Origin of the sequence: Moraxella nonliquefaciens, assembly GCF_001679005.1 — a bacterium.
GTDB classification, from domain to species: Bacteria; Pseudomonadota; Gammaproteobacteria; order Pseudomonadales; family Moraxellaceae; genus Moraxella; species Moraxella nonliquefaciens.
Genome location: NZ_LXTW01000032.1, coordinates 268,761 through 292,773, shown reverse-complemented (window position 1 = coordinate 292,773; position 24,013 = coordinate 268,761). Strand labels below are relative to the sequence as shown.

Sequence of the window (24,013 nt, the reverse complement as noted above, 5' to 3'; positions counted from 1 at the left end):
TGATAAGTTATGTGATTCACCTTTTAAAATACCAAACAGACCCCATTATTTAACACACTTAAATTTAAAAAGGCAAAGGTCAAATCATGCTGTTTCATTCATCTAAAAAACCCACCGAATTGTCCATTATTCATCTTAATAAGCTCCAAGACAAACGCCAAGGGCAACTAAAAGACGCTCTAAAAAACAGCCAAAAAGACGACAAAAAATGCGGTCTGTTTGGCAAACTGTGCAAAAAAGCCAAAAATAAGGTTAAAGACAAAACAGACCCTAAAACAGATGACAATAAGAGTGTCTTTGTGCTGGATTTTGATGGGGACATTAAAGCATCTGCGGTGGCTCATCTGCGTGAAGAGATTAGCGTAATTGTCAGTTCAGCAAAAGCAGGCGATGAGGTGGTGATACGCTTGGAAAGTGGTGGCGGTCAAGTGAATGCCTATGGTCTGGCGGCAGCCCAACTGGTTCGCATTAAAGATGCAGGGCTTATCCTTACTGTCTGTGTGGATAAAATCTCAGCAAGTGGCGGCTATATGATGGCATGTGTGGCGGACAAAATCATCGCAAGCGACTTCGCTGTTATCGGTTCGGTGGGCGTGGTCAGCCAACTTCCCAACTTTCATGAACTTCTAAAAAAGCATAACATTGGTTATGAGATGTTCACAGCAGGCGAGTACAAACGTACTGTAACCATATTTGGTGAAAATGATGATGAAGACCGTGCCAAACACCAAGCAGATATTGAACGCATTCATGAACTGTTTAAAACTTTTGTCAAAAAACACCGTCCAAAACTGGATGTGGAGAAGATTGCCACAGGTGAGATTTGGTTTGGACAAGATGCGCTTGATTTGGGGCTGATTGATGCGATTGGTACATCTGATGGCTATGTGCTTGAACTTATCAAAGAGCATGAGGTTTTGGTGTTACACACTCGCACCAAACCAACTTTGGTAGAAAAATTGGGGCTATCTGAGCAAGTAGGCATCAAAGCAGGTGAGATGGTTGGTCATATGGTGTCATCGTTGGGGGAGCAACTGACCAAATATCAACGCCCCTAAACGATATTACAAGTGATTGAATGTACACATTATTTTACTTAAAATTTTGATAAAAATGATGTAAAATATACACCATTCAACTTTTTGCAGATAATTAAAAGCGGACAATGGTTGTTCGCTTTTTCATTGATTTTAACATATGATTTGGGTTATTTATGAAAAAACTGGAAGAAGCCTTTGCCAAAGCTGATAGACTTGGACGAGTTATTGCTAATAAATTTAGCAAAATCAAAGATTTAGATGACATTCGTGGCATCGGTCAGGGTAAAACTGTGCTGATTACAGGGGCAAGCTCTGGACTTGGAGCGATGATGGCTCGCAAGTTTGCTTTTTTGGGTTATGATTTGGCGATTTGTGCCAGACGGCTTGATCGCTTAAATATCCTAAAAGCAGAATTGGAAAAAGAGTTTGGTATTAAAGTCTATGTGCGTACGCTTGATGTTACGGTATATGACGATATCTTTACTGTATTTGAAGATTTTGTTACAAATGTGCAACATGATGGCGGTAAACTTGATAAAATTATTGTAAACGCAGGTGTGGGCGACAGTCGTGTCATTGGTCATGGACGATTTGCCATCAACCGTGCGACCGCTGAGATTAATTTTATCTCTGCTCTTGCCCAGTGTGAAGCTGCTATGGGGGTTTTTCGCCGTCAAAATAGCGGACATTTGGTGGTCATATCCAGCATGTCAGCGGTACGTGGTTTGCCACGCCACTTGACCACGTATGCCGCTGCCAAAGCAGGATTGGCAAGGCTTGCCGAGGGGATAAGAGCCGACACCATCAGAGAAAAATTGCCGATTACCGTGTCTACCATCTATCCTGGTTATGTGCGTACTGACCTAAATATTGGGGTAAAATACTTGCCTTTTGAAGTTGAAGAAGATGAAGGGGCGGATGTGATTGTCAAAGCCATTGAAGCTAAGGTTGATGAAGCCTATGTTCCTGCATGGCCATGGCTACCGATTGGATTGGGCATGAAATATTTGCCATTGAGACTCATGACAAAATTCTTGTGATTAAAATTTTGTGATTGAAAGCATTGCAATTTATCTCAAAGCAGGGTAATATGATGGGGTTCTTATTCATCAACAGACCAAACAGGAGTATTTATGAGCAGTCAAATTAGCTTAGATGGTGATGCCGTTGAAGTGGCAGGCGATTTTGCCAAAGTGGGTGAGATAATTGCTGATTTTGCCTTAGTTGGCAATGATTTGGCACAGGTTAAACTGTCTGATTTTGCAGGCAAACGCAAGATTTTGAACATTTTTCCAAGCATTGATACGGGCGTTTGTGCCACATCTGTGCGTGTGTTCAACCAAAAAGCAAGTGAGCTTGATAATACTGTTGTGTTGTGTATCTCAGCAGATTTGCCCTTTGCCCAAGCTCGTTTTTGTGGGGCAGAAGGTATTGAAGGAGTTAAAATGCTCTCTGCGTTTAGAGATGATGACATTGCCGAAAATCTCGGAGTTGCCATGACAACAGGACCATTGGCAGGACTAACCGCTCGTGCGGTCATTGTGCTAGATGAAGATAATAAAGTCTTGCACAGTGAACTTGTGCCAGAGATTAAAAATGAGCCCAATTATGAGGCAGCATTGGCGGTACTTGCTTGATTTAATCAAAAACAGCCCAAATGTGGGCTGTTTTTTTATGCTTTCAAAAATTATTTAACATAATCATGGTTAAATATTTACTTATATTACTCCATAAGGTTTAATAAGTAAATCTATTTTATATCATAAATGACTGTCATCATCAGATAAAAACGCCCCGAGTGGAGCGTTTTGTCATGCCAAAGATATGATGGGTAGTCATGAGATGGTTTGTACTGCTTTTAGAAGTTCATCAGCATGGTTTATGAGAGCTTGTGGCATACGTTCGCCAAGTTTGTCAAATAACTCTTTGTGGCTTCGGATTTCTCTGAGCCACTCATCTTTGCTTTGGTGGGTAACGGTTTTAAAATCCTCTTTGGTAAAGTTGGATTCAGTCCAATTTAGGTCTTCATAAGTAGGTACCAGACCAATGGGGGTAGCAACGGCATTGGCATTGCCTTCGCAGCGGTTGATAATCCATTCTAGCACACGCATATTTTGCCCAAAACCTGGCCATACAAATTCACCATTTTCATCACGGCGAAACCAGTTCACCTTAAATATTTTTGGCATTTGCGTGCCATGCTCTTTGGCGAGTTTTTCTAGTTTTTCACCCATTTCTAGCCAGTTGGTGAAATAGTCTGCCATGTTGTAGCCTGCAAAAGGAAGCATGGCAAAAGGATCACGGCGAACAACACCTTGTTGACCGACGGCAGCGGCAGTTGTCTCAGAACCCATGGTAGCAGCTTTATACACCCCATCAATCCAATCAGGGGATTCAGAGACCAAAGGCACGGTATCGGCACGGCGACCACCAAAGATAAAGGCAGAAATTGGCACACCTTCTGGATTTTCCCAGTTTGGGTCAATTGATGGGCATTGGCTTGCTGATACGGTAAAGCGGGCATTGGGGTGCGATGCCTTTTCTGTGCCATCATGCTTTTTACCTTTCCAGTTGATGAGATTATTGGGTACTTCTTTGGTTTTGCCCTCCCACCATACTTCACCATCTTCGGTCATGGCAACATTGGTATAGATGACATCAGATGATAAGGATGCCATGCAGTTGGAATTGGTTTTGGTATTGGTACCAGGGGCGACACCAAAGAAACCTGCTTCTGGGTTGATGGCGTATAGTCTGCCATCTGCTGATGGTTTTATCCAAGCAATATCATCGCCTACGGTTTCAACTTTCCACCCTTCATAACCTGCTGGTGGAATGAGCATGGCAAAGTTGGTTTTGCCACATGCTGATGGAAATGCTGCTGCCACATAGTGTTTTTTACCTTGTGGGTTAGTTACGCCCAAAATGAGCATATGCTCAGCAAGCCAACCTTGTTCACGACCCATGACAGATGCAATGCGTAGGGCTAGGCATTTTTTACCAAGCAGGGCATTACCACCATAGCCTGAACCAAATGACCATATTTCACGAGTTTCTGGGTAGTGAACAATATACTTATCATCGTTGCATGGCCATGCCACATCTTTTTCATCATCTGCCAATGGCTTGCCAACAGAATGCACACACGGAACAAATTCACCATCTGTGCCCAGCACCTCGTAAACTGCCTTGCCCATGCGAGCCATTTTACGCATACTGACAACCACATAAGGACTGTCGGTCAGCTCTATACCAATGTGGGCAATATGGCTGCCCAAAGGGCCCATACTAAATGGCACAACATACATGGTACGCCCCGCCATGCAACCGTCAAATTTGTCATTTAAGATGGCACGCATCTCATTTGGGTCTTTCCAGTTATTTGTTGCTCCTGCGTCAATCTGTTTTTCGCTACAAATAAAAGTGCGGTCTTCAACACGAGCCACATCTGATGGGTCAGAAAATGCCAAATAAGAATCAGGATGCTTCTCTTCATTCAGTTTGACCATTGTGCCATTATCAATCATGAGTTGGATTAGGCGATCATACTCTTCTTGTGAACCATCACACCACTCAATGCGAGCAGGTTTGGTCAGTTTGGCAATCTTAGCAACCCAATCAATGATGGCTTGATGGCGAACAAAATCAGGAGTGTTTAGAGTGGTTGTGGTCATAAAAATCTCGCTTGATAAAAGTGGGTTTATGGTGAGTTATTTATCAGTAGAATTAAAAAAATACGCTATTAAACCATATTTTCTTATGAATTGTAATATTTATTTACTTAAAAAATGAATGTATTTTCAAAAAAAATGAACATATCTGAATATGTTCATTTTAGGTTAAGTACTGATATATTAAAGTCAAGAGACTATCTTAAAAAGAAAAAAGCCCATATTGTAACGATGGCAATGGATATGAAGTTTAGGATAAGACCAACTTGCATCATCTCTTTTTGTTTGATGTATCCTGTGCCCATGACGATGGCATTTGGTGGTGTGGCAACAGGTAACATAAACGCACAAGAAGCGCCGATGCCAATGACCATGATAAGTGCCTCAGGGGGAAGACCAAGCTGTACGCCAATCGGAGCAAATAGTGGCACAAGTAAGGCGGCAGAGGCGGTATTTGAGGTGAATTCGGTCAAGAAGATAATGAATGCAGTGATTGCCAAAATAACTACAAATATCGGTGCAACCGATAAGGCATTGGCGATTTGTTCACCCAACAAAGCAGAAGCACCCGAGGTTTTCATGACCTCTGACAGAGCAATACCACCGCCAAAGAGCATGAGTACACCCCAATCGGTGTTATCAGATACTTGTTTCCAACTGACCAGACCGCACCCAAGCACTGCCACCGCTGCTGCCAAAGCAATGATGGTATCAGGGGATTTAAATGCGAACATCTCACCGAGTTGTTTGCCAAAAATCCATGATAGGGCAGTAGCCACAAAGACAACGATGGTTAAAATCCGTGATGGTGTCCATGGAATGACCTCATCGTTGATGACCACATTCTGTTTTAGGTTGGGTTTTAAAAAGACGTACATCGCCCCAAGCAGTATCGGAAGCATGACAAGCATCATCGGTACACCAAATTTCATCCATTCTATAAAACTAAGCTCCAATGCTTTGGCAGCAATACCGTTTGGTGGTGAACCAATCATCGTGCCCAATCCGCCGATACTGGCACAATAGGCGATACCTAGTAGGACAAACAAAAAGGTAGAACGGTCTTTTTCTTTGTCAATCTGCCCTAAAAGTCCCAAGGCCAGTGGCAACATCATGGCAGCGGTTGCGGTATTGCTGATCCACATTGATAAAATGGCGGTAGCAAAAAAGATATAAAATACTGCCAAGCCCAGCTTTCCACCTGCCAGCTTGACCAAGCCAAAGGCGATTTTACGGTCAAGTTTTTGTACATGTAAAGCAGCAGCCAAAGCAAAACCGCCAAAGAAAACAAAGATGATGGGGTGAGCAAAATTTGCCAAGGCTTGTTTGGTGTCAAATTCAGGTACGCCAAATAACACCGCAAGAATTGGCACCAAAATGGCTGTGGCGGTTACATGAATGGCCTCGGTAAGCCACAATGTGCCAATGAAGATAAGTATCGTCAAGCCTTTATTGACATCAGTGCCAAAGGGCATGACCTGATATAGCACGATGCAAATAATGGCAGTAACAGCAAAAATAATTATGCCTTTGATGGCGTCTTTGGTAATGACGCCAGATGGCGTTTTATCGTTGCTATCACCCATAAAGTCGGTGTCTAAGGTAAGTTTGGAGGCATGTTCGTCGCTATTGTGTTTATGACTGTTGTGTTGATTGGGACTGGTCATGATTTTCCTTTTTTTATCAAATATCATCGCTTGAAAATCAGTCATTACTAAAAGGTTAATGAATGAGTGGCATAAAAATACCAATATGACACATCTGACCAATGATTACCTTAGAGTCATGTGTGTTGTTATTGGTATGTTTGTTTGTATCATGTTAAAGTCAAATATCACTAAAATGATACGTTTACACAAATTATAATAACAGAATTGTAATCATTTGAAAATGGTTTGTTGATTTTGTTTTTAAAAATAGACAACGTTTAACCCATTTGTCTAAATAATCATATTTTGCAACAAAATATTGACAATAAAGACATAATAAAGACCTAAGACTTGAAAAATTTGCTTGCTTGATGAGAAGTGATTGGGTAAAATGAGTTTTTTGTTTAGCTGAGAATGACATGCCTAAGACCAGTAGCTCTCCAACAACTTTCAAAGAAGCCTATGACATCTTAAAACGCAACGCTGATGCATTAGAACACAGTCAAACGCCAGACATTGATAATTTGCTGGATGTGGTAGAACAGTCCATTGGTGCTTATAGAGTCTGCCAAGAACGTATCAGTGCCGTAGAACAAGCATTAAAGCATGCCTTTGACATCTATAAAAAAGATGACACCGCCTCAAATAACTAACTCATTGACCACACTTATGACTGATTTTAACCAAAATAACGACAGCACTTTCTTAAAAAGCTTTTTTGAATCCAAAACTTTGACCGAACTTGGCGTTTATGGGCGTACTTTGACGGTCTCTGTCAATTATGAAGCATGCCAATTTGAAAAAACAGGCATGCTTGATTTTGCCAGAAAAATACCCCCATTAAAGGAGCAAACCCCATTTCGCTCACCAACACTTGATATGGACATTGATTTATCCTGTGTGGTGCTAGATGACTCACATCAAGTGCTAGACAAGGTTTGGTATGGTAACGTGCGAAGTGCTGATGAGAATATCCGTTACATTGGGTCGTTGACAGGAGCGGATAACTTTGAAGAGACACTCATGCCACAAGAGCTTATTACCATCAAACTAAATGAGCTACCTAGTACGGTACAACGGTTGATATTCGTCATATCAAGTCATCATAAACATCCACTTTGTCAAACCAAAAGAGGCATCACGAAAATCAGTGATGATGGCAGTATCATTCATGCCTATGAGTTGGCAACGGTAAGTGCAGGCGAGCATGGAGTGGTGGCGTGGATTCTTGAACGTGATGGCGATGATTTTAGGCTGTCTGCCCCACAAAAGAGCTTAGGCAGGTCATTTAATACTGATGCACTGGCTGATGAATTGGATAAACTGGCAAATGGATTCTAAGGTGATACTATATAAGAGCATGTTAAAAATAAGAACATGTAAAAGCGTGCTGGGTTTTACCTTTGATGACAATCGTTATTTGTCAAATCATTTGGTCAAGTGTCAAAACCATTTACGGCAATAACCCGCTCATCAGTTAAGCGATAAGCCACAAGCCTGCCTCCCCATACACAGCCCCCATCTAAGGCACGGACGTGTTGGGTGTCAATCCTTGCTTGTAGTGCTGCCCAGTGCCCAAATAAAATCTTGCGTTTGCGTGTCATTTTCCATAAGAACCAAGGGCGAAACCCCTTAGGCATCTCATCATTTAGGCTTTCTTTGAATGAAAATTCAAGTGTGCCATGCTTGTCGCACAGTCGCATGCGTGTTAGATAGTTGGCGATGAGTCGCAGGCGAGCATGTCCTGTTAGTTTGTCAGACCAAGACTCAATGGCTTTACTGTACAAATTGGGTAAAAGCTTATCAAGTTCATCCAAATCACCAGCAAATGCCTGTTCTAATTCTCTGGCATACCTTTTAGCATCTTTGATTTTCCAATGAGGTGGTATGCCAGCGTGGGTTAATACCGTGCTGTCATCAGGGTACACCAAAAATGGCTGATGACGCAACCAATCTAGCAACTCATCACAATCAGAGGCGGTAAAAATGGGTGCGGTTTTATCTTTGGGTTTGATGGGCAGCACCCCACGCCATGTGGCGATGAGTGTGATGTCATGATTGCCAAGCACGGTTGTCAACGCCCCAATCTCCGATAAACGTTTGACCTGTCTTAGGGTGTCCAATGAATTCTCACCACGGGCCACGATATCACCACACAGCCAAATTTTATCTTGGGTCTCATCAAAGTCCAAAGCAATCAGCAAGCGGTTAAAGGCGTAAAAACAGCCCTGCAAGTCGCCAATGACATATTCATGGCGATAAGTTTTTTGTGGATTTTGGATTGTCATGTTTGTGTCAATTTTTTTGTAATCTTTCAAAGGCAATATCAGACAGTCGCACAAAGTCTGCCACGCTCAGCGTTTCGGGGCGAGCTTGTGGGTGAATGCCTGCCTTGCTAAAATCATCATCGTCCAAAGTTGGCAAGACATTCACGCTTTTAAAAATCGCCCTCAAGGTTTTGCGTCTGTGGTTGAAAGTCTCACGCACGACGTCAGCAAAGAGTTTTTCATTTTGGGCTTGTAAGGGTTTAAGCTCAAATGGTGTCAAGCGAAATACCGCAGAGGTAACTTTTGGTGGAGGGTTGAATGCACCATTTGGCACGGTCAAAAGATAATCAGTGGTGCAATGATATTGCATGATGACCGACAGACGTCCATAGGATTTGGTGTTTGGTTTGGCAGTGATGCGGTCAACCACTTCTTTTTGGAGCATAAAATGCATGTCGGTGATGACCTCGCTAAATGCCAACAGGCGAAATAAAATGGGTGTGGAGATATTATAAGGTAAATTACCAACCACACGGAACGGTCCACGCCCCACACGCTTGGCAAGCTCGTGATAGTTAATGTGCATGGCATTATCATTGATGATGGTGAAATTTGGATGGCTGTTTGCCCCAATGTTGATTTTTAGAGCATTTGCCAAATCACGGTCAAGTTCAATGACCGTCATGCCATCCACCTCTGCCAACAATGGTTCGGTTAATGCACCAAGCCCTGGCCCTATTTCTAGTAAATTATCCGAGCGAGAAAGGTGAATGCCATCAACAATCTGACGGATAATGCCTGTATCATGTAAAAAGTTTTGCCCAAAACGTTTGCGTGGTGCGTGGTGAAATTCCTTTGGCGTGCGTATGCTCATGATTTGCCTATTATTAAAACTTAACTTTAAGATTTTAGCCAATTATAGCACCCTTTGCCAAAAAACAAAAATCGGACGAACTGTCCATTCACGTTAATGATGGGAAATTCGTCCAATGATGTGACCTGCACCGAATTTTACATGCCACTTTGAAAGTGGTCAAAAGAATAACTGTAAAAGGGTAATTATTGTGCAGGATTGATGACCTCAGGGGTTACCGAAATGATGTTGTTTAGTTTCCACACAGGAACGACCTTGCCTGCATTGGTGTCATTGACCGCTGTTTGGCTGATGTTTAGCACATAACGGTTGCCCTCTTTGAAGTTAAACCCTTCGATGTCGCCACTTAGAACGTTGTAGTTACGCTCGTGAGTAGCACGATATTGTAGGCATTCGCTGGCAACACTATTACCTGCGGTGTCGGTTAACTGACAAGTGGCTTTGCGTGGTGCAATTTCAATGTCAAAACTTGGGATATTAACGACTTTAACGGCTTTAATTTCGCCCTCAACGGTCTTGACACGAGTGTCATCAAGTTTAGCACCAACACAACCAGTAAGTGCCAAAGCCATAATGGATGATAGTGCAATGATTTTTTTCATGGGATATCCTTTGGGTATTTATGATAAAATTTTGCAAGGCACATGATTGCCTGCAATTTCATTGTAGCTTTTTTATCTTGCTATATTCTTTGTAAATTGTAATAAAAGGTAATAAAACGTTGATTTGCCTTATATTTAAACAGTTTTTTTATGAAAAATGAAGATATGATGAGTTTTATTAGGTTTTTGATATGGTTTGATTGGTATTTTAAAATAATTTTTAATGTCTTTACAAAAAATAGCAATCGCTTAACAAGTGGCGGTTGTGAATTTGTTATACTGGTCATTCCTTGCCTGTCTTATGAAGACTTTTTGTCATGATTTTATGATAAGTGCCATTCACTCATCAGCCAAAAAATTCAACCAAGAGAGAAGAGATATTAAATTATGCGTTTATTTAACAGCACCGCTTTGATTTTGACTGTCCTAATTGGCATGCAAGCGTCTGCTCACTCAACCACAGCATCTTATTATGCCGATAAGTTTAATGGTCGTAAAACTGCCAGTGGTGAAATATTTAGCAATGATGGCATGACTTGTGCCTCTAACCGCTACGAGCTTGGGACTTATGTGGAGGTTACCAATGTCAAAACAGGCGAATCCATCACTTGTAAAGTTGATGACCGTATTGGCAAGGCGGGGCGTATTGACCTGACCAAAAACGCCTTTAAACAGCTTGCTCCACTATCGGTTGGCTTGCTAAAAGTGCAAGTAAAGCCTGTGGATACAGATGGTAAACAGGAGAACACAGCTGATGTCATGTTTGCCAAAGATGCTCTTGCTAAACAAAAACTGGCACAAGATGAGCAAAGGATAAATAAAAACAATCAAGATGGCACAGTGCATTTGGCATTTGACCAAGACAGATGATTTAAAATCACTGCCAAAATCACTGCCATTTTTTTATTTGCTTTTATCAATCACAAAAACAATTAATCACAAAAACAAAAATCCGTCATGTGATTTTAACTGGCGGATTTTTTGTGTTTATTTTGAAAAAGCTGACAAGTGGTATTTATACAAGAATCAAATATATAATTTTGCTCCGATAGCCAATCTCGGCTTACCTTGTAAAATGTATTGTCAAGTTCGGCTTTACGTTCTGTTAATTGTTGCTTGACTTGGACTTGGGGGTCAATATTTTGGCAGTGGATTTGACAAGTAGCGACAAGCCCCTACCATCATACAGGCGGTAAGGTTTGGCGATGGGCTTGGCGTTGTCAATCTGTTTTACGGTAAGAGGTTTAATAACTTTCATAATCTTTGTAGTATGTTGGTTGGCGTACTACAAAGCATACTACAAAAATAGAGCGATTACAAGCGACAATGAACGACTTTAAGCGACAATAAAAAATAAAAAACCCTGTTTTTACAGGGCTTTGGCGATAGTTAGCGACAATGAGCGATTTATACTGACATTTTCCAGTCAAAGGGCATCTCATGATGCCCACGCAGTGCCATCATGAGTGTTTGTTTCATGTGTTGTAAGACCTCAGGGGTATAAGAGATGGCAGGATGACCCCAAACAGGATTGGGCCATTTGGTATCATTTTGATAGCGGACGACATGATGAAAGTGCAGTTGGGATACTTGATTGCCAAGGGCGGCAATGTTCATTTTGTCCGCCCCAAATATTTTAGCCATTTGACCAGATACCCAGCTTGATTCACGTAAAAATTGTATCTGATCAGCTTCGCAGAGTTCATAAATCTCTTTGATGTTTGAGACACGTGGCACTAAAATTAACCAAGGAAATTGACAGTCATTCATTAAACGCACGGTACACAGGGGCAAATCGCCAACCAAAAAAGTATCTTTGGCAAGAGTGGGATGTAACTGAAACATGGGTTCGCCTTTTTTAATGATGAAGTTTAACAGAGTATTGTAACATGATTTTGCCAAAAATTTTAGCGCTGTGGCGAAATTTTACAAGTTTTTGGCACTCTGTATGTATTTGTCTGATGAAATTTGAAATTTAAGCTGGTTTTTTGGCATGAATGTGTGTTAAACTAGACGAGAAAAACGCCAAAATTTGGCATTGGTTTAACTTTAAAAAGGTGAAAGAGATGGGTAAAAATGTTGTTGTGCTTGGCAGTCAGTGGGGTGATGAGGGCAAGGGTAAGATTGTGGATTTGCTGACCGAAAAAGCAAGTGCAGTGGCACGCTATCAAGGTGGACATAATGCAGGACACACGTTGGTGGTTGATGGCGAAAAGACCGTACTACACCTTATTCCATCTGGAATTTTACGTGAGGGGGTAACCTGCTTTATTGGTAATGGTGTGGTGCTGGCTCCTGATGCTTTATTAAAAGAGATGAAAGGCTTGATTGACAAAGGCGTGCCTGTGCGTGACAGACTGCGTATCTCGCCTGCCTGTCCGCTTATCATGCCTTATCACAGTGCCCTTGACCAAGCTCGTGAGTTAAAGCGTGGCAATGGCAAAATCGGTACGACAGGGCGTGGCATTGGTCCTGCTTATGAAGACAAAGTAGCTCGCCGTGGACTTAGAGTGGCTGATTTATTCTGTGAAAATTTGGCGGACAAATTGGCGGATATTTTGGAATATCATAATTTTGCTCTGACGCAGTATTATAAAGTTCAAGCGATTGACTATGATGCTACTTTTGCTTTATGTCAAACATGGGCAGAGGAGTTAAAAGCGTTGGTTGTGGATGTAACGGACGAATTAGAAACACGCCGTCAAGCAGGCGAAAATCTGATGTTTGAGGGAGCTCAGGGTACTTTGCTTGATATTGACCACGGTACTTATCCTTTTGTTACCAGCTCTAATACAACCGCAGGAGGCGTGGCAACAGGTACAGGTTTGGGGCCTTTGTATTTTGATTACGTGCTTGGTATCACCAAAGCTTATACCACACGTGTCGGTTCAGGGCCTTTTCCAACAGAGCTTTTTGATGATGTGGGCGAACATTTGGGGCGGATTGGTCATGAATTTGGGGCGACCACGGGGCGCGCCAGACGTTGTGGCTGGCTTGATGCTGTGGCTCTAAGACGTGCGGTTGTGCTAAATTCCATGAGCGGTATCTGCCTAACCAAACTTGATGTGCTAGATGGTCTTAGTGAGATTAAGATTGCCACAGATTATACCTTACCAGCGGGTGAGATTAAGGGGGCGTATGATGCTAAGTATTATGCCAAGGTAGTGCCTGTTTATGAGACGCTACAAGGTTGGAGCGAATCTACAATTGGTATTACTAATTTTGATGATTTGCCAGATAATGCTAAAATCTATATCAAACGTATTGAAGCATTGGTTGGCTGTCCTGTGGACATCATCTCAACAGGGGCAGACAGAGATGAGACCATTGTGTTAAGAGACCCATTTGATGCGTGATATTTTTTAACATAAAAACCACTTATTTTTACAATAAGTGGTTTTTTGTTGTTATTATTTTACCATAATCTTGAAAAAATTCTTGACTTTGGGGTCATAAAACGATTATATTTAGTTGTCATTTGGGCATGTGGTACGCCTGCCTTTTATATTTGCTATAAGAGTGATGCAAAAGGACAAAAGACAGGCAGATACATCACAACTCAAATAACAAAAGTCAATTCATTTTTATCTGATATAAGGACATCCCATGAATGCAAAATTTGCACCATCAGCCTTGCTCGTGTCGCTCAGCCTTGCCTTGTTTGGCTGTGGTGATAATGGGTCAAATGCCAATACGCCAAATGCCAACACATCGGCGGATGGTGCATCAGTTGTTGCAGGCGAACTTGCTGACACCCAAGAGATAACTATCAATAACGCCGCCGAGCCTGAGTCGTTAGACCCACATAAAATAGCAGGCTTGCCAGAGTCTAACATCATCCGCCAGCTTTTGGTTGGTCTAACATCAACTGATGCCGATGGTAATACTGTGGCAGGCATGGCACAATCGTGGGAGAGTACTGATAATAAAGTATGGACATTTAAAATCCGTGATGCCAAATGGTCCAATGGTGACCCTGTAACCGCTCAGGACTTTGTGTATAGTTTTAGACGTTTGGTAAATCCTAATACAGCATCGCCTTATGCTACTTATTTGTCAGGACTTAAAGTGGTCAATGCCCAAGAGATTGTAGATGGTAAGGCAGGCGTGGAGACGCTCGGTGTCAGAGCCGTTGATGATAAGACACTTGAAATTAGCTTATCTGAACCTGTGCCTTATCTGCCTGATACACTGATTCACACCGCCGTCAAACCTGTCAATCAAAAAGCGATAGAACAGCATGGCGACAAATGGACGGCACCGGGCAATTATGTCGTTAATGGTGCTTATAACTTAAAAGACTGGCAAGTCAATGAACGCATTGTACTAGAACGTAATACCAGCTACTATGATGATGCCAATACAACCATCAATACCGTAACGATATTGGCAATCCCATCGGAGGTAACTGACGTAACCCGCTACAAGGCAGGCGAGATAGATTTAACATCAGATTCTCTGCCATCAGAACAATTTAAACAACTTCAAGCAGAGCTGGGCGATCAAGTTAAGATTCAGCCTAAGCTATGCACTTATTATTATGAGTTTAATCACACCAAAGCTCCATTTGATGATGTGCGTGTACGCAAAGCACTGTCCTTGACACTAGACCGTGAGATCGTCACGAATAATATCTTGGCACAAGGTCAGACGGTGGCTTATCAATACACGCCAAACGCCATCGCAGGCATGATAGATTATGAACCTGATTGGAGGGCATGGGATAAAGCCAAACGCATAGAGGAGGCTAAAAAGCTACTTAATGAAGCAGGTTTTAACGAATCTAACCCTTTAAAATTTGAACTGCTGTATAACACCTCAGAGTCACACAAAAAGCTGGCAGTGGCAGCGGCATCGTTTTGGAAGGATTCTTTGGGCTTTGTTGAGGTAAGTCTTAACAACCAAGAGTGGAAAACTTATCTTGAAACTCGGCGTACTCAAAAACATCAAGTCTCTCGTGGGGGCTGGTGTGCTGACTATAACGAAGCATCAACGTTCCTAAATACATTCGTCTCAACCGATTCTAACAACTATGGCAAATATAACAGCCCAGAGTTTGACCGTCTGATGAATGGTACTTTGGGGGGAGATGTAACAGCAGAACAACGTGCCCAGTTATATCGCCAAGCTGAGGCGGTGCTGGACAAGGACAGTGCGACCATCTTTGTGTATCACTATGTATCACCTCGTTTGGTAAAATCATATGTTCTGGGCTATTCAAGCAACGACCCACAAAATACATGGCAAGTCAAAGACTGGAAAATCGCCAAACACTAATCATGTCATGACAGCACAAATCGCCTGTTGGTGATTTGTGTTTGCTGTTTATGATTTTTGACCATCATGCCATTAATAAAATCAGCAACATGCCATCAGTCAGATTAACACGAACATATTAAGTTAGATGACATCTGCCAAGATTTGTCATCCGTTCATCATCATGGAGAAGTAAGATGAAATTATCAACACTAAGTTTAGCCATATTCACGCTATTTGGAGTTTTTGCTCTATCAGGTTGTGGGAGTGATAACCAACAGTCTGCACCATCTTTGGCGACAACAACCAAAGATGAGATAGCCATTCCCAATGGTGCAGAGCCTGAATCGTTGGATTTGCATAAGGCATCAGATTCAAGTTCATTTGCCATCATTCGCCAAATGTTTGTCGGATTGGTCAGTGCTGATGAAAAAGGAGCGACCATACCAGCATTGGCAAGTGAATGGGACAGTGCCGATGGTAAAGTGTGGACATTTAAAATCCGTGATGCCAAATGGTCAGATGATACACCGATCACCGCTCATGATTTTGTGTATAGTTTTAGACGTCTGACCGATCCAAATACCGCATCACCATATTCTAGCTATTTGGTGGATGCCAAAGTCGTCAATGCCAGACAAATATCCGATGGTAGGGCAGGCGTGGAGACGCTCGGTGTCAGAGCCGTTGATGATAAGACACTTGAAATTACCCTGACCGATACCGTACCTTATTTGCCTGACTTATTGGTATTGCCTGTGGCGTATGCTGTGCCAAAACATGCCATTGAGACCCATGGCGACAAATGGCTTGACCCTGCCAATATCGTGGTCAGTGGTGCGTATAAATTGACCGATTGGGTGGTTAACAGTCATATCAAAATAGAGCGAAACCCTGCTTATTTTGGGGAAGTGGCGGGCAATATCAATAAGGCAACTTTTTTGCCCATTACATCAGCATCCACAGAGGTCAATCGTTATAAGGCAGGTGAGGTTGAGATTGCTGCCATTCCATCGGAGCATCTAACCAGCATCAAAAATGAGTTGCCAAATGAGGTGCATTCATCGCCAAAGCTATGCACTTTCTTTTTAGAATATAATCACACCAAAGCACCATTTAACGATGTTAAAATTCGTCAAGCCATCTCTATGGCATTAGACCGTGAGACGATTGCCGAAAAAGTGTTGGGTCGTGGTGAGAGGGCAACTTACCAATTTACCCCACCTGCCATTCATAACATGGGTGAGGTTAATTACCCATGGACAAAAATGGACAAAACAGCACGTATGGAACATGCCCAAAAGCTGATGTCACAGGCAGGTTACTCATCTGATAATCCACTTAAATTTGAGCTACTATATAGTACCAGCGAAACAGGCAAGCGTATCTCCACAGCAGCGGCATCCATGCTAAATGAGTCATTTGGTGGCAGTGTCAATGTTTCTATCATCAACCAAGAATGGAAAACCATGCTAGATACTCGCCGTCAAGGTAAGTTTGATACGGCATTTGCAGGATGGTGCTCTGATTATAATGAACCATCATCCTTTTTAAATGTGTTGCGTTCGGACAACAGTAATAACTCAGGCAAATATGCCAACCAAGCATTTGACCATCTGCTTGATTCAACCTTGAATGCAGGTCTAGATGATAATGCTCGCATGAACAAATATCATGAAGCAGAACAAATGCTTGATAAAGATGTTGCCATTTTGCCTATTTATAATTCTGTATCAGTACGCCTACAAAAACCTTATTTGCAAGCAGAGTCATTGAACGACCCAAGCAATAACTGGCAAATCAAGGATTGGTCATTTGACCGTAATGCACAATAAATCTGATGTCGGTCTGATGTTTGTTTCGGTTTTGTGGAAAAAATAGGGCGTATTAGAGCAATGTTTGTATACTTAGGTGCGTCCTAATTAAATTGCCTTTGTAATTTGCCATGGATTTGCAAATAATAAGAGAGAGCTTATGTTTAAACTCGTTTTTAAGCGTGTGTTAGAAGCCATTCCAACCATGCTATTTTTGATTACCATTTCGTTTTTTATGATGCGACTTGCCCCTGGCAGTCCTTTTACAGGCGAACGTAACCTACCTCCTGCGGTGCTTGCCAACATTGAGGCAAAATATCATCTCAATGACCCGATGTGGCTTCAATTTGTCAATTATCTAAAACAGCTTGCCCAAGGGGACTTTGGGCCATCTTTTAAGTATAAAGACCACACCATCAATGAACTGCTCGCCCAAGCCCTGCCTGTGTCGGTAGAGATTGGATTGTACGCTTTTATCATTGCGGTGGTGTTGGGGATTGGTTTGGGGGTGATTGCTGCCTTAAAACAAAACAGCTGGCTTGATTATACGTTGATGACATTGGCAATGACAGGCATAGTCATACCAAGTTTTGTCAAAGCACCGCTACTTGTGCTTATTTTTGCGGTCATGTTAAAATGGTTTCCTGCTGGGGGCTGGAATGGTGGGGCATTCATGAATTTGGTGTTACCTGTGGCAGCATTGGCGATAGGTTATGTGGCAAGCATCGCTCGCATCACAAGAGGTTCGATGATTGAGGTGATGAATAGCCCCTATATTCGTACCGCCAAGGCAAAGGGATTACCTTTATCACACATTGTGATTAAACATGCCTTGCGTCCTGCCATGTTGCCCATCATCTCTTATTTGGGGCCTGCATTTGTGGGGATAATCACAGGCTCTATCGTGATTGAGACGATTTTTGGTTTGCCTGGTATTGGTCAGCTTTTTGTCAATGGTGCTTTAAACCGTGATTATAGCCTTGTGCTAAGTTTGACGATTTTGGTGGGGGTATTGACAATCCTATTTAATGCGATTGTTGATATTTTGTATGCGGTGATTGACCCAAAAATTAAATACTAATAATGAAGGAATGTGTATGTCTATGAATGCAAGCAAAACCGTGCAAACCATAGAACCTGTGGTAAAGGGACGAAGTTTGTGGCAAGATGCATGGCGACGTTTTCGCCGTAACAAAGCTGCCATAGCAAGTGGTGTGGTATTACTTCTTATCACGGCATTTGTGATTATTGCCCCCATGTTGTCATCATTTGGCTATGCTGATACGGATTGGAGTAACATGGGTATTGCCCCATCCATGCAAACCAAGCACTATTTTGGTACAGATACCTTAGGGCGAGACCTGCTCGTACGGACGGCAGTCGGCGGACAAATATCACTGATGGTGGGGATTGCAGGTGCTTTGGTGGCGGTACTGGTAGGTACGGTTTATGGTGCAGTCTCTGGCTTTTTGGGCGGCAAAGTGGATATGGTCATGATGCGGTTTTTAGAGATTTTAAGTGCCTTTCCTTTCATGTTTTTTGTGATTTTGCTTGTTACCTTGTTTGGGCGTAATATCATCTTGATTTTTGTGGCAATCGGTTTGGTCTCATGGCTTGATGTGGCTCGTATCGTGCGTGGTCAGACATTGAGTCTAAAAAACAAGGAATTTATTGAAGCTGCCCGAGTAACGGGGGTTACCAGCTGGCAAATTGTCATCCGTCATATCGTGCCAAATGTATTGGGTGTGGTTGTGATTTATGCATCTCTTATTGTGCCTGGGATGATTTTATTTGAATCATTTTTAAGTTTTTTAGGGCTAGGTGTGCAAGAGCCCAGAACCAGTTGGGGGGCACTGCTTCAAGAAGGAGCTCAAACCATGCAGGTTGCTCCGTGGCAGCTGCTTGTGCCATCTACTTTTTTGGTGATAACACTGTTTTGTTTTAACTTTATCGGCGATGGTTTGCGTGATGCCTTAGACCCAAAGGACAGATGATATGACATTATTACAAGTAAAAAATTTGGATGTATTTTTAAAAACCGATGAAGAGCTTGTCCATGCGGTCAAAGATTTATCATTTACCGTAGAAAAAGGGGAGACGCTTGCCATCGTCGGTGAGTCAGGCTCAGGTAAGTCGGTAACGTCAATGGCAATCATGCAGCTTTTGCCAAAAAATATCACCACTTTTGGCAAAAAATCATCGGTGCTTTTTAATGGTAAAGAGCTGCTTGACTTATCTGAAAGACAGATGCGTGCCATTCGTGGTGATAAGATTGCCATGATTTTTCAAGAACCCATGACATCACTCAATCCATTTGTCCCCATTGGCAAACAAGTGGCAGAAGCGGTCAGTATTCACAATCCAAGCGTCAGTCGCTCACAGGCGAATAAGCTGGCACTTGAAACTTTACAAAAGGTCAAAATCCCCAATGCTGACAAAAAAATGACAGCATATCCACATGAGTTTTCAGGTGGGCAACTTCAACGTATCATGATTGCGATGGCAATCATTAATAAACCCGACCTACTCATCGCCGATGAACCGACTACCGCTCTTGATGTAACCACGCAGGCAGAGATTTTAGATTTAATGCTAGAATTGCAGCGTGATTTGGGCATGGCGATTATTTTAATCTCTCATGATTTGCGATTGGTGAGAAAGTACAGCGATCAAGTGTGTGTCATGCAGTATGGCGTGATTATTGAACGTGGCACGACCCAAGAGGTCTTTGATAATCCACAACATCCTTATACTGTTGAGCTGTTGACCCCCATTCCCAACAATCACAAACCCATCCTTGATGAATCCGCCCCAAAGCTCATCACAGCAGAGGACATTAAGGTGGATTATGTCATCGCACGCAACTTCTTTGGCAAGCCTACCAAAACCTTTAATGCAGTCAAGGGCATCACACTTGACCTAAAAAAAGGCGAGACATTGGGCATTGTCGGTGAGTCAGGTTCGGGAAAATCCACATTGGGACGTGCCATCATGCAGATTGTACCGTCTGTGGGCGATATTCGTTTTAATGGTGAAAAAATCATTGACACCACAGGCGATAAACGCCAAGCATTGCGTCGTGACATGCAAATTGTATTTCAAGACCCCTTTAACTCATTGTCGCCTCGTCTGACCGTGCGTGAGATTATAGAAGAGGGGCTTACTGTACATTTTCCGCAGATGAGCAAAGAAGAACGTCGGCAAAAGGTGGTTAAGATCTTAAAAGAAGTTAATCTGTCACCTACCATGATAAATCGCTATCCACATGAGTTCTCAGGGGGTCAGCGTCAGCGTATCGCCATCGCCCGAGCGATTATTTTAGAGCCAAAATTTGTTTTGCTTGATGAACCGACATCTGCCCTTGATCGCTCTACCCAAATCATGGTAGTCAATCTTTTAAATGACCTACAAAAAAAATATGGACTAAGCTATATTTTTATCAGTCATGATTTATCGGTGGTCAAAGCACTCTCTGACCGTGTGATTGTCATGAGTGAGGGCATGGTGGTGGAGATGGGTACGGCAAAACAGATTTTTGAAGAGCCACAACATGAGTATACCCAGCTTTTGGTACAAGCCTCTAATTTGTCTTAACTTTAACATTGACCAAACAAAAACCAGTCAGGCGACTGGTTTTTTGATGATTGTCTTAAAAATCAGTTTAAGCATCCTAGCCGATAATTTGAAAAAATTGTAATAAAAACAGTACGGTAAACCCTGCCAAAAACACAATGCCACAGATGGCATAAATGTTCATCATAGGTGAGTATTTCTTGCCATGACTTTTGATGAGTGAGTAATTAAGATAGGCAAAAATGGGTGCAGTAACAAAGGCTGAAATCATCGCAAATTTGAGCAAGGTTGCCATCTGCCCCATAAAAAATGTAATGAGCCCAAAACCTGTGATGGCGGTAACCGTCGTCCAAAATGACGTGATTTTGCCTGTTGATTTGTGTCCGCTGATGAGTGCAAAACATTCGGCATTGGCACGCCCATAGCCATCCACACACGTGATTATTGTGCCAAACATACACAAAAAGGCGATGAATGTTACCAAACCTCTTGACCATTCGCCAATGGTGTTGGTGTACATATTGATGAGCTGTCCGATATAAGCACTGCCCTGCATGGCAATTTCTTGTCCTGTGCCATATTGGACAAACACTCCCAAAGCCAAGAAAAATAACGCCAAAATGGCAGAGCTAAGATAGCCGACATTAAAGTCAAGCAAGCCTTGTTCATGTGTTGGATGGTCATCACGAATTTTTTTGGATGTCCATACCGATGAGATGACGGAGAATTCTAATGGTGTTGGCATCCAGCCCATCAAGGCGATGATGAAGGAAAGTCCTGCCATGTTAAACGGTGATACTGCCACAAAGTCATGGGCAGGTGGTGGTGCTTTTACCCCTGCGATGATGACTGCCAAGATGGTCGTAACGGTCAGCAAAATAATGATCCATTTGGTCACATTATCAAGCATCCGAAAATGCCCAAAGATGAGCAATGTCCAAGATGCCACCACCATCACCGCCGACAGTACAACTGTGGAGAGTTCAAAGGGGAGCATATAACTTAAAATCACCGCTGTCAGCAGTACCACAGCCCCTGTACTGATCATGCCTGATATCATGGATAGAATGAAAAATGCCCAAAGATAAAATTTAGACTTTTTGGCGTAGCCTGCAATGAGACTCTCACCCGTTTCATAAGCGTAGTCGGTGGCAAAGCGAAAAAAAGGGGTATTTAAAAAAGTTTGCCAATAAAATGATGATGGCAAGTTGCCAACCATATAACGCCCCCGCCTGTGTTGATGCGATCAAGTGTGAACCACCAATGGCGGCAGATGCAATCAAAATACCTGGCCCAAAGGCTTTCCAGTTAATGCCAATTGCCATAATTACCCCAAAGTAAACATAAAGTAGAAAATAAAGTTTTTGAATATTAACATATTATATCTTATTATTTCATAATTTTTTATGATAAATTATTTGTATTTTTATACAAACAGTTATATTTTGAGCCAAATTTGGTTTGAATGCACTTGACTGTGTCATTTATTTAAGCCGTACCCTTTGTATTTGAGTATTTGCCCCCATCATATGTCATTATTTTTTAAGAGCCATTGTAAATGACCGCTTCAATGACCACATTTGTCAGTTTTAACATTAATGGGCTACGTGCCAGATTACACCAACTGCTTGCTGTACGTGATACGCTTGGAGCGGATATTATCGGTTTACAAGAAACTAAGGTTCATGATGATGCCTTTCCCTTACAAGAGGTGATAGATTTGGGCTATCATGTAACATTTTTTGGACAAAAAGCACATTATGGTGTGGCGATTTTGTCCAAATTTGAGCCGATTTTTGTGCAAAAGGGCTTTCCCTTTGCTGATGTGGATGCTCAAAGACGGCTCATTCATGCCCGATTTGATGTCAATGGGCGTGAGATTGATGTTATCAACGGCTATTTTCCCCAAGGCGAAAACCGTGAACATGAGACCAAATTCCCCATGAAACGTGCTTTTTATGCCGACCTAAACCGCTACATTGACGAGCTAAAAGGGCAGGGGCGTGAGCTTGTCATCATGGGCGATATGAACATCTCGCCCCATGACAACGATGTGGGCATTGGCGAGCCAAACGCCAAACGCTGGCTAAAAAATGGTACTTGTTCGTTTTTACCCGAAGAGCGTGAGTGGTATGATGCCTTAATGAGTCGTGATTTGCACGACACTTACCGTAAGTTTAAGCCTGACAGTGCAGACGAGTTTAGTTGGTTTGATTACCGCTCAAAAGGCTTTGATGACACGCCAAAACGAGGGCTTAGGATTGACCATATTTTATGCACAGACCAACTCATCAAAGACTGCGTGGATGCTGGAATCAGTTATGATATTAGGGGGTTAGAAAAGCCATCCGACCATGCTCCGATTTGGGCAAGGTTTAAGCTGTCATGAGTATTTGACAACGTCATCGCAAACCATTTTAAAATACCAATAACTCAAATTACCATCAATACACGCTCAACACGCTCATTTGGTATTTTTATTTTTAAAATTTATTTAACATAATCATATTTAAGTTTTCAAAAATTAATCCTAAAATCCTAAAATCCTAAAATCCTAAAATCCTAAAATCACCTATATAAGTAGCATTTTCTATATTTTGTTTTTATGTTATAATAAATCATTTTCACCTTTTAAAAATATGAACACTCTAAAACCAACAACTTTAATACCTGCCAAGCATATAAACAATGACGCTGTACTTGAAGTGGATGCTCATTGGACAAAGTCGGACACACTTGCTCTGATTTGTCATCCCAACCCCAAAGCAGGAGGAACGATGAATAATAAGGTCGTTACGACCCTATACCGCTTTTGTAAAAAATCTGGCATGGACACTGTGCGATTTAATTATCGTGGAGTGGGGCGGTCAAGTGGTGAGATTGAGTATGGCAATGGCGAGTATTTGGACAGCCTATGCGTGCTTGATTGGGCATTAAAACAAACCTCTGCCAAAGTACTGTGGCTTGCTGGTTTCTCTTTTGGTGGATTTATTGCATGCCGTGTGGCGGATAAGGTGTTGACGGATAGAGATGTTAATCTGCAAAAACTCACGCTCATCGCCCCGTCTGTGGAGAGAAATGACTTGACAGGTCTTAAATTGCCGACAGATACGCTTGTCATCTATGGCGACCAAGACGAGTTTGTTCGCCCAAGCAGTATGGCGGATTTTGCCGATGAGTTTGGCATACGCAGTAAAGTGATGACAGGGGCGAGCCACTTTTTTCATGGGCGACTTAGTGAGTTAAAAGAATTGATTGAAAAATAAA

Annotated in this window: 21 protein-coding genes and 1 pseudogene; 14 read left to right on the top strand and 8 right to left on the bottom strand. The window is 42.2% G+C overall.

Features of this window, described 5'->3' with window-relative positions; all coding sequences use genetic code 11:
- Positions 1-86: 86 nt before the first annotated feature.
- From sohB to tpx, 3 genes are all read left to right on the top strand, one after another.
- Positions 87-1,058: a protease SohB gene (gene sohB / locus A7456_RS08360; protein WP_067009501.1), complete on the top strand. Its 972-nt coding sequence runs from the start codon at positions 87-89 to the stop codon at positions 1,056-1,058.
- 155 nt (positions 1,059-1,213) lie between these two features.
- Positions 1,214-2,080 (top strand): SDR family oxidoreductase, encoded by an 867-nt coding sequence (locus A7456_RS08355; RefSeq protein WP_067009498.1) that lies wholly within the window; start codon positions 1,214-1,216, stop codon positions 2,078-2,080.
- A 93-nt stretch (positions 2,081-2,173) separates the two neighbouring features.
- Complete coding sequence (gene tpx / locus A7456_RS08350) at positions 2,174-2,677, top strand: thiol peroxidase (protein WP_067009495.1); 504 nt, start codon at positions 2,174-2,176, stop codon at positions 2,675-2,677.
- A gap of 198 nt (positions 2,678-2,875) precedes the next feature.
- Here the strand turns inward: tpx and A7456_RS08345 are convergent, their stop codons facing one another.
- Together A7456_RS08345 and A7456_RS08340 are read right to left on the bottom strand one after the other, a co-directional pair.
- Positions 2,876-4,714: a phosphoenolpyruvate carboxykinase (GTP) gene (locus A7456_RS08345; RefSeq protein WP_067009492.1), complete on the bottom strand. Its 1,839-nt coding sequence runs from the start codon at positions 4,712-4,714 to the stop codon at positions 2,876-2,878.
- Between the two features lie 194 nt (positions 4,715-4,908).
- Entirely contained in the window at positions 4,909-6,297 is a 1,389-nt protein-coding gene (locus A7456_RS08340; RefSeq protein WP_067009969.1) for an SLC13 family permease, read from the bottom strand.
- Positions 6,298-6,779: 482 nt separating this feature from the next.
- Between A7456_RS08340 and xseB the strand changes: the two genes are divergently transcribed.
- Positions 6,780-7,013, top strand: coding sequence for an exodeoxyribonuclease VII small subunit (xseB, locus tag A7456_RS08330; RefSeq protein ID WP_066890936.1), 234 nt, complete (start codon positions 6,780-6,782; stop codon positions 7,011-7,013).
- Between the two features lie 16 nt (positions 7,014-7,029).
- Complete coding sequence (locus A7456_RS08325; protein WP_067009490.1) at positions 7,030-7,701, top strand: TerD family protein; 672 nt, start codon at positions 7,030-7,032, stop codon at positions 7,699-7,701.
- A 95-nt stretch (positions 7,702-7,796) separates the two neighbouring features.
- Here the strand turns inward: A7456_RS08325 and A7456_RS08320 are convergent, their stop codons facing one another.
- The 3 genes from A7456_RS08320 to A7456_RS08310 all read right to left on the bottom strand — a co-directional run bounded on the left by A7456_RS08320 (position 7,797) and on the right by A7456_RS08310 (position 10,103).
- Entirely contained in the window at positions 7,797-8,648 is an 852-nt protein-coding gene (locus A7456_RS08320) for a symmetrical bis(5'-nucleosyl)-tetraphosphatase (RefSeq protein ID WP_066890930.1), read from the bottom strand.
- 7 nt (positions 8,649-8,655) lie between these two features.
- On the bottom strand, positions 8,656-9,501 hold the full coding sequence (gene rsmA, locus A7456_RS08315; protein ID WP_066890928.1) for a 16S rRNA (adenine(1518)-N(6)/adenine(1519)-N(6))-dimethyltransferase RsmA: 846 nt from the start codon (positions 9,499-9,501) through the stop codon (positions 8,656-8,658).
- 185 nt (positions 9,502-9,686) lie between these two features.
- Positions 9,687-10,103 (bottom strand): DUF4377 domain-containing protein, encoded by a 417-nt coding sequence (locus A7456_RS08310; protein WP_067009488.1) that lies wholly within the window; start codon positions 10,101-10,103, stop codon positions 9,687-9,689.
- Between the two features lie 387 nt (positions 10,104-10,490).
- On the opposite strand from A7456_RS08310, the gene A7456_RS08305 reads away from it, so the two are divergent.
- Positions 10,491-10,973 carry a septal ring lytic transglycosylase RlpA family protein gene (locus tag A7456_RS08305; protein WP_066890922.1) on the top strand — a complete coding sequence of 161 codons (483 nt, stop codon included), beginning with the start codon at positions 10,491-10,493 and terminating at the stop codon, positions 10,971-10,973.
- A gap of 235 nt (positions 10,974-11,208) precedes the next feature.
- Here A7456_RS08305 and A7456_RS11480 read toward each other — a convergent pair whose 3' ends face one another.
- Positions 11,209-11,361 carry a hypothetical protein gene (locus A7456_RS11480; protein WP_156628952.1) on the bottom strand — a complete coding sequence of 51 codons (153 nt, stop codon included), beginning with the start codon at positions 11,359-11,361 and terminating at the stop codon, positions 11,209-11,211.
- 149 nt (positions 11,362-11,510) lie between these two features.
- A complete protein-coding gene (locus A7456_RS08300; RefSeq protein WP_066890919.1) occupies positions 11,511-11,948 on the bottom strand; it encodes an HIT domain-containing protein in 438 nt (145 codons plus the stop codon).
- Positions 11,949-12,169: 221 nt separating this feature from the next.
- On the opposite strand from A7456_RS08300, the gene A7456_RS08295 reads away from it, so the two are divergent.
- The 6 genes from A7456_RS08295 to A7456_RS08270 all read left to right on the top strand — a co-directional run bounded on the left by A7456_RS08295 (position 12,170) and on the right by A7456_RS08270 (position 20,767).
- A complete protein-coding gene (locus tag A7456_RS08295) occupies positions 12,170-13,459 on the top strand; it encodes an adenylosuccinate synthase (protein ID WP_067009966.1) in 1,290 nt (429 codons plus the stop codon).
- 250 nt (positions 13,460-13,709) lie between these two features.
- The gene (locus tag A7456_RS08290) at positions 13,710-15,380 is read left to right on the top strand and encodes an ABC transporter substrate-binding protein (RefSeq protein ID WP_067009486.1); all 1,671 of its coding nucleotides are present in this window, start codon (positions 13,710-13,712) and stop codon (positions 15,378-15,380) included.
- Between the two features lie 176 nt (positions 15,381-15,556).
- Positions 15,557-17,194 (top strand): peptide ABC transporter substrate-binding protein, encoded by a 1,638-nt coding sequence (locus tag A7456_RS08285; RefSeq protein ID WP_067009484.1) that lies wholly within the window; start codon positions 15,557-15,559, stop codon positions 17,192-17,194.
- A 139-nt stretch (positions 17,195-17,333) separates the two neighbouring features.
- Positions 17,334-18,254, top strand: a complete 921-nt coding sequence (gene oppB, locus A7456_RS08280) for an oligopeptide ABC transporter permease OppB (protein WP_066890910.1) — start codon at positions 17,334-17,336, stop codon at positions 18,252-18,254.
- A gap of 16 nt (positions 18,255-18,270) precedes the next feature.
- Positions 18,271-19,167 carry an oligopeptide ABC transporter permease OppC gene (oppC, locus tag A7456_RS08275; RefSeq protein ID WP_211266071.1) on the top strand — a complete coding sequence of 299 codons (897 nt, stop codon included), beginning with the start codon at positions 18,271-18,273 and terminating at the stop codon, positions 19,165-19,167.
- 1 nt (position 19,168) lies between these two features.
- Positions 19,169-20,767: an ABC transporter ATP-binding protein gene (locus A7456_RS08270; RefSeq protein WP_067009479.1), complete on the top strand. Its 1,599-nt coding sequence runs from the start codon at positions 19,169-19,171 to the stop codon at positions 20,765-20,767.
- A gap of 76 nt (positions 20,768-20,843) precedes the next feature.
- Here A7456_RS08270 and A7456_RS08265 read toward each other — a convergent pair.
- Positions 20,844-22,071: pseudogene (locus A7456_RS08265) on the bottom strand (NRAMP family divalent metal transporter).
- Positions 22,072-22,316: 245 nt separating this feature from the next.
- Here A7456_RS08265 and xthA point away from each other — a divergent pair.
- Positions 22,317-23,135: an exodeoxyribonuclease III gene (xthA, locus tag A7456_RS08260; RefSeq protein WP_066887669.1), complete on the top strand. Its 819-nt coding sequence runs from the start codon at positions 22,317-22,319 to the stop codon at positions 23,133-23,135.
- 250 nt (positions 23,136-23,385) lie between these two features.
- A complete protein-coding gene (locus A7456_RS08255; protein WP_067009476.1) occupies positions 23,386-24,012 on the top strand; it encodes an alpha/beta hydrolase in 627 nt (208 codons plus the stop codon).
- Position 24,013: the final 1 nt, after the last annotated feature.

What these genes read in the sequence shown, in the direction of transcription:
- A7456_RS08295 (WP_067009966.1), top strand. Translation starts at nt 12,170, where the DNA reads ATGGGTAAAAATGTTGTTGTGCTTGGCAGTCAGTGGGGTGATGAGGGC.
- tpx (WP_067009495.1), top strand. Translation starts at nt 2,174, where the DNA reads ATGAGCAGTCAAATTAGCTTAGATGGTGATGCCGTTGAAGTGGCAGGC.
- oppB (WP_066890910.1), top strand. Translation starts at nt 17,334, where the DNA reads ATGTTTAAACTCGTTTTTAAGCGTGTGTTAGAAGCCATTCCAACCATG.
- A7456_RS08270 (WP_067009479.1), top strand. Translation starts at nt 19,169, where the DNA reads ATGACATTATTACAAGTAAAAAATTTGGATGTATTTTTAAAAACCGAT.
- A7456_RS08340 (WP_067009969.1), bottom strand. Translation starts at nt 6,297, where the DNA reads ATGGGTGATAGCAACGATAAAACGCCATCTGGCGTCATTACCAAAGAC.
- oppC (WP_211266071.1), top strand. Translation starts at nt 18,271, where the DNA reads ATGTCTATGAATGCAAGCAAAACCGTGCAAACCATAGAACCTGTGGTA.
- A7456_RS11480 (WP_156628952.1), bottom strand. Translation starts at nt 11,361, where the DNA reads ATGAAAGTTATTAAACCTCTTACCGTAAAACAGATTGACAACGCCAAG.
- sohB (WP_067009501.1), top strand. Translation starts at nt 87, where the DNA reads ATGCTGTTTCATTCATCTAAAAAACCCACCGAATTGTCCATTATTCAT.
- rsmA (WP_066890928.1), bottom strand. Translation starts at nt 9,501, where the DNA reads ATGAGCATACGCACGCCAAAGGAATTTCACCACGCACCACGCAAACGT.
- xseB (WP_066890936.1), top strand. Translation starts at nt 6,780, where the DNA reads ATGCCTAAGACCAGTAGCTCTCCAACAACTTTCAAAGAAGCCTATGAC.
- A7456_RS08300 (WP_066890919.1), bottom strand. Translation starts at nt 11,948, where the DNA reads ATGTTTCAGTTACATCCCACTCTTGCCAAAGATACTTTTTTGGTTGGC.
- A7456_RS08310 (WP_067009488.1), bottom strand. Translation starts at nt 10,103, where the DNA reads ATGAAAAAAATCATTGCACTATCATCCATTATGGCTTTGGCACTTACT.
- A7456_RS08305 (WP_066890922.1), top strand. Translation starts at nt 10,491, where the DNA reads ATGCGTTTATTTAACAGCACCGCTTTGATTTTGACTGTCCTAATTGGC.
- A7456_RS08290 (WP_067009486.1), top strand. Translation starts at nt 13,710, where the DNA reads ATGAATGCAAAATTTGCACCATCAGCCTTGCTCGTGTCGCTCAGCCTT.
- A7456_RS08325 (WP_067009490.1), top strand. Translation starts at nt 7,030, where the DNA reads ATGACTGATTTTAACCAAAATAACGACAGCACTTTCTTAAAAAGCTTT.
- xthA (WP_066887669.1), top strand. Translation starts at nt 22,317, where the DNA reads ATGACCACATTTGTCAGTTTTAACATTAATGGGCTACGTGCCAGATTA.
- A7456_RS08320 (WP_066890930.1), bottom strand. Translation starts at nt 8,648, where the DNA reads ATGACAATCCAAAATCCACAAAAAACTTATCGCCATGAATATGTCATT.
- A7456_RS08355 (WP_067009498.1), top strand. Translation starts at nt 1,214, where the DNA reads ATGAAAAAACTGGAAGAAGCCTTTGCCAAAGCTGATAGACTTGGACGA.
- A7456_RS08285 (WP_067009484.1), top strand. Translation starts at nt 15,557, where the DNA reads ATGAAATTATCAACACTAAGTTTAGCCATATTCACGCTATTTGGAGTT.
- A7456_RS08345 (WP_067009492.1), bottom strand. Translation starts at nt 4,714, where the DNA reads ATGACCACAACCACTCTAAACACTCCTGATTTTGTTCGCCATCAAGCC.
- A7456_RS08255 (WP_067009476.1), top strand. Translation starts at nt 23,386, where the DNA reads ATGAACACTCTAAAACCAACAACTTTAATACCTGCCAAGCATATAAAC.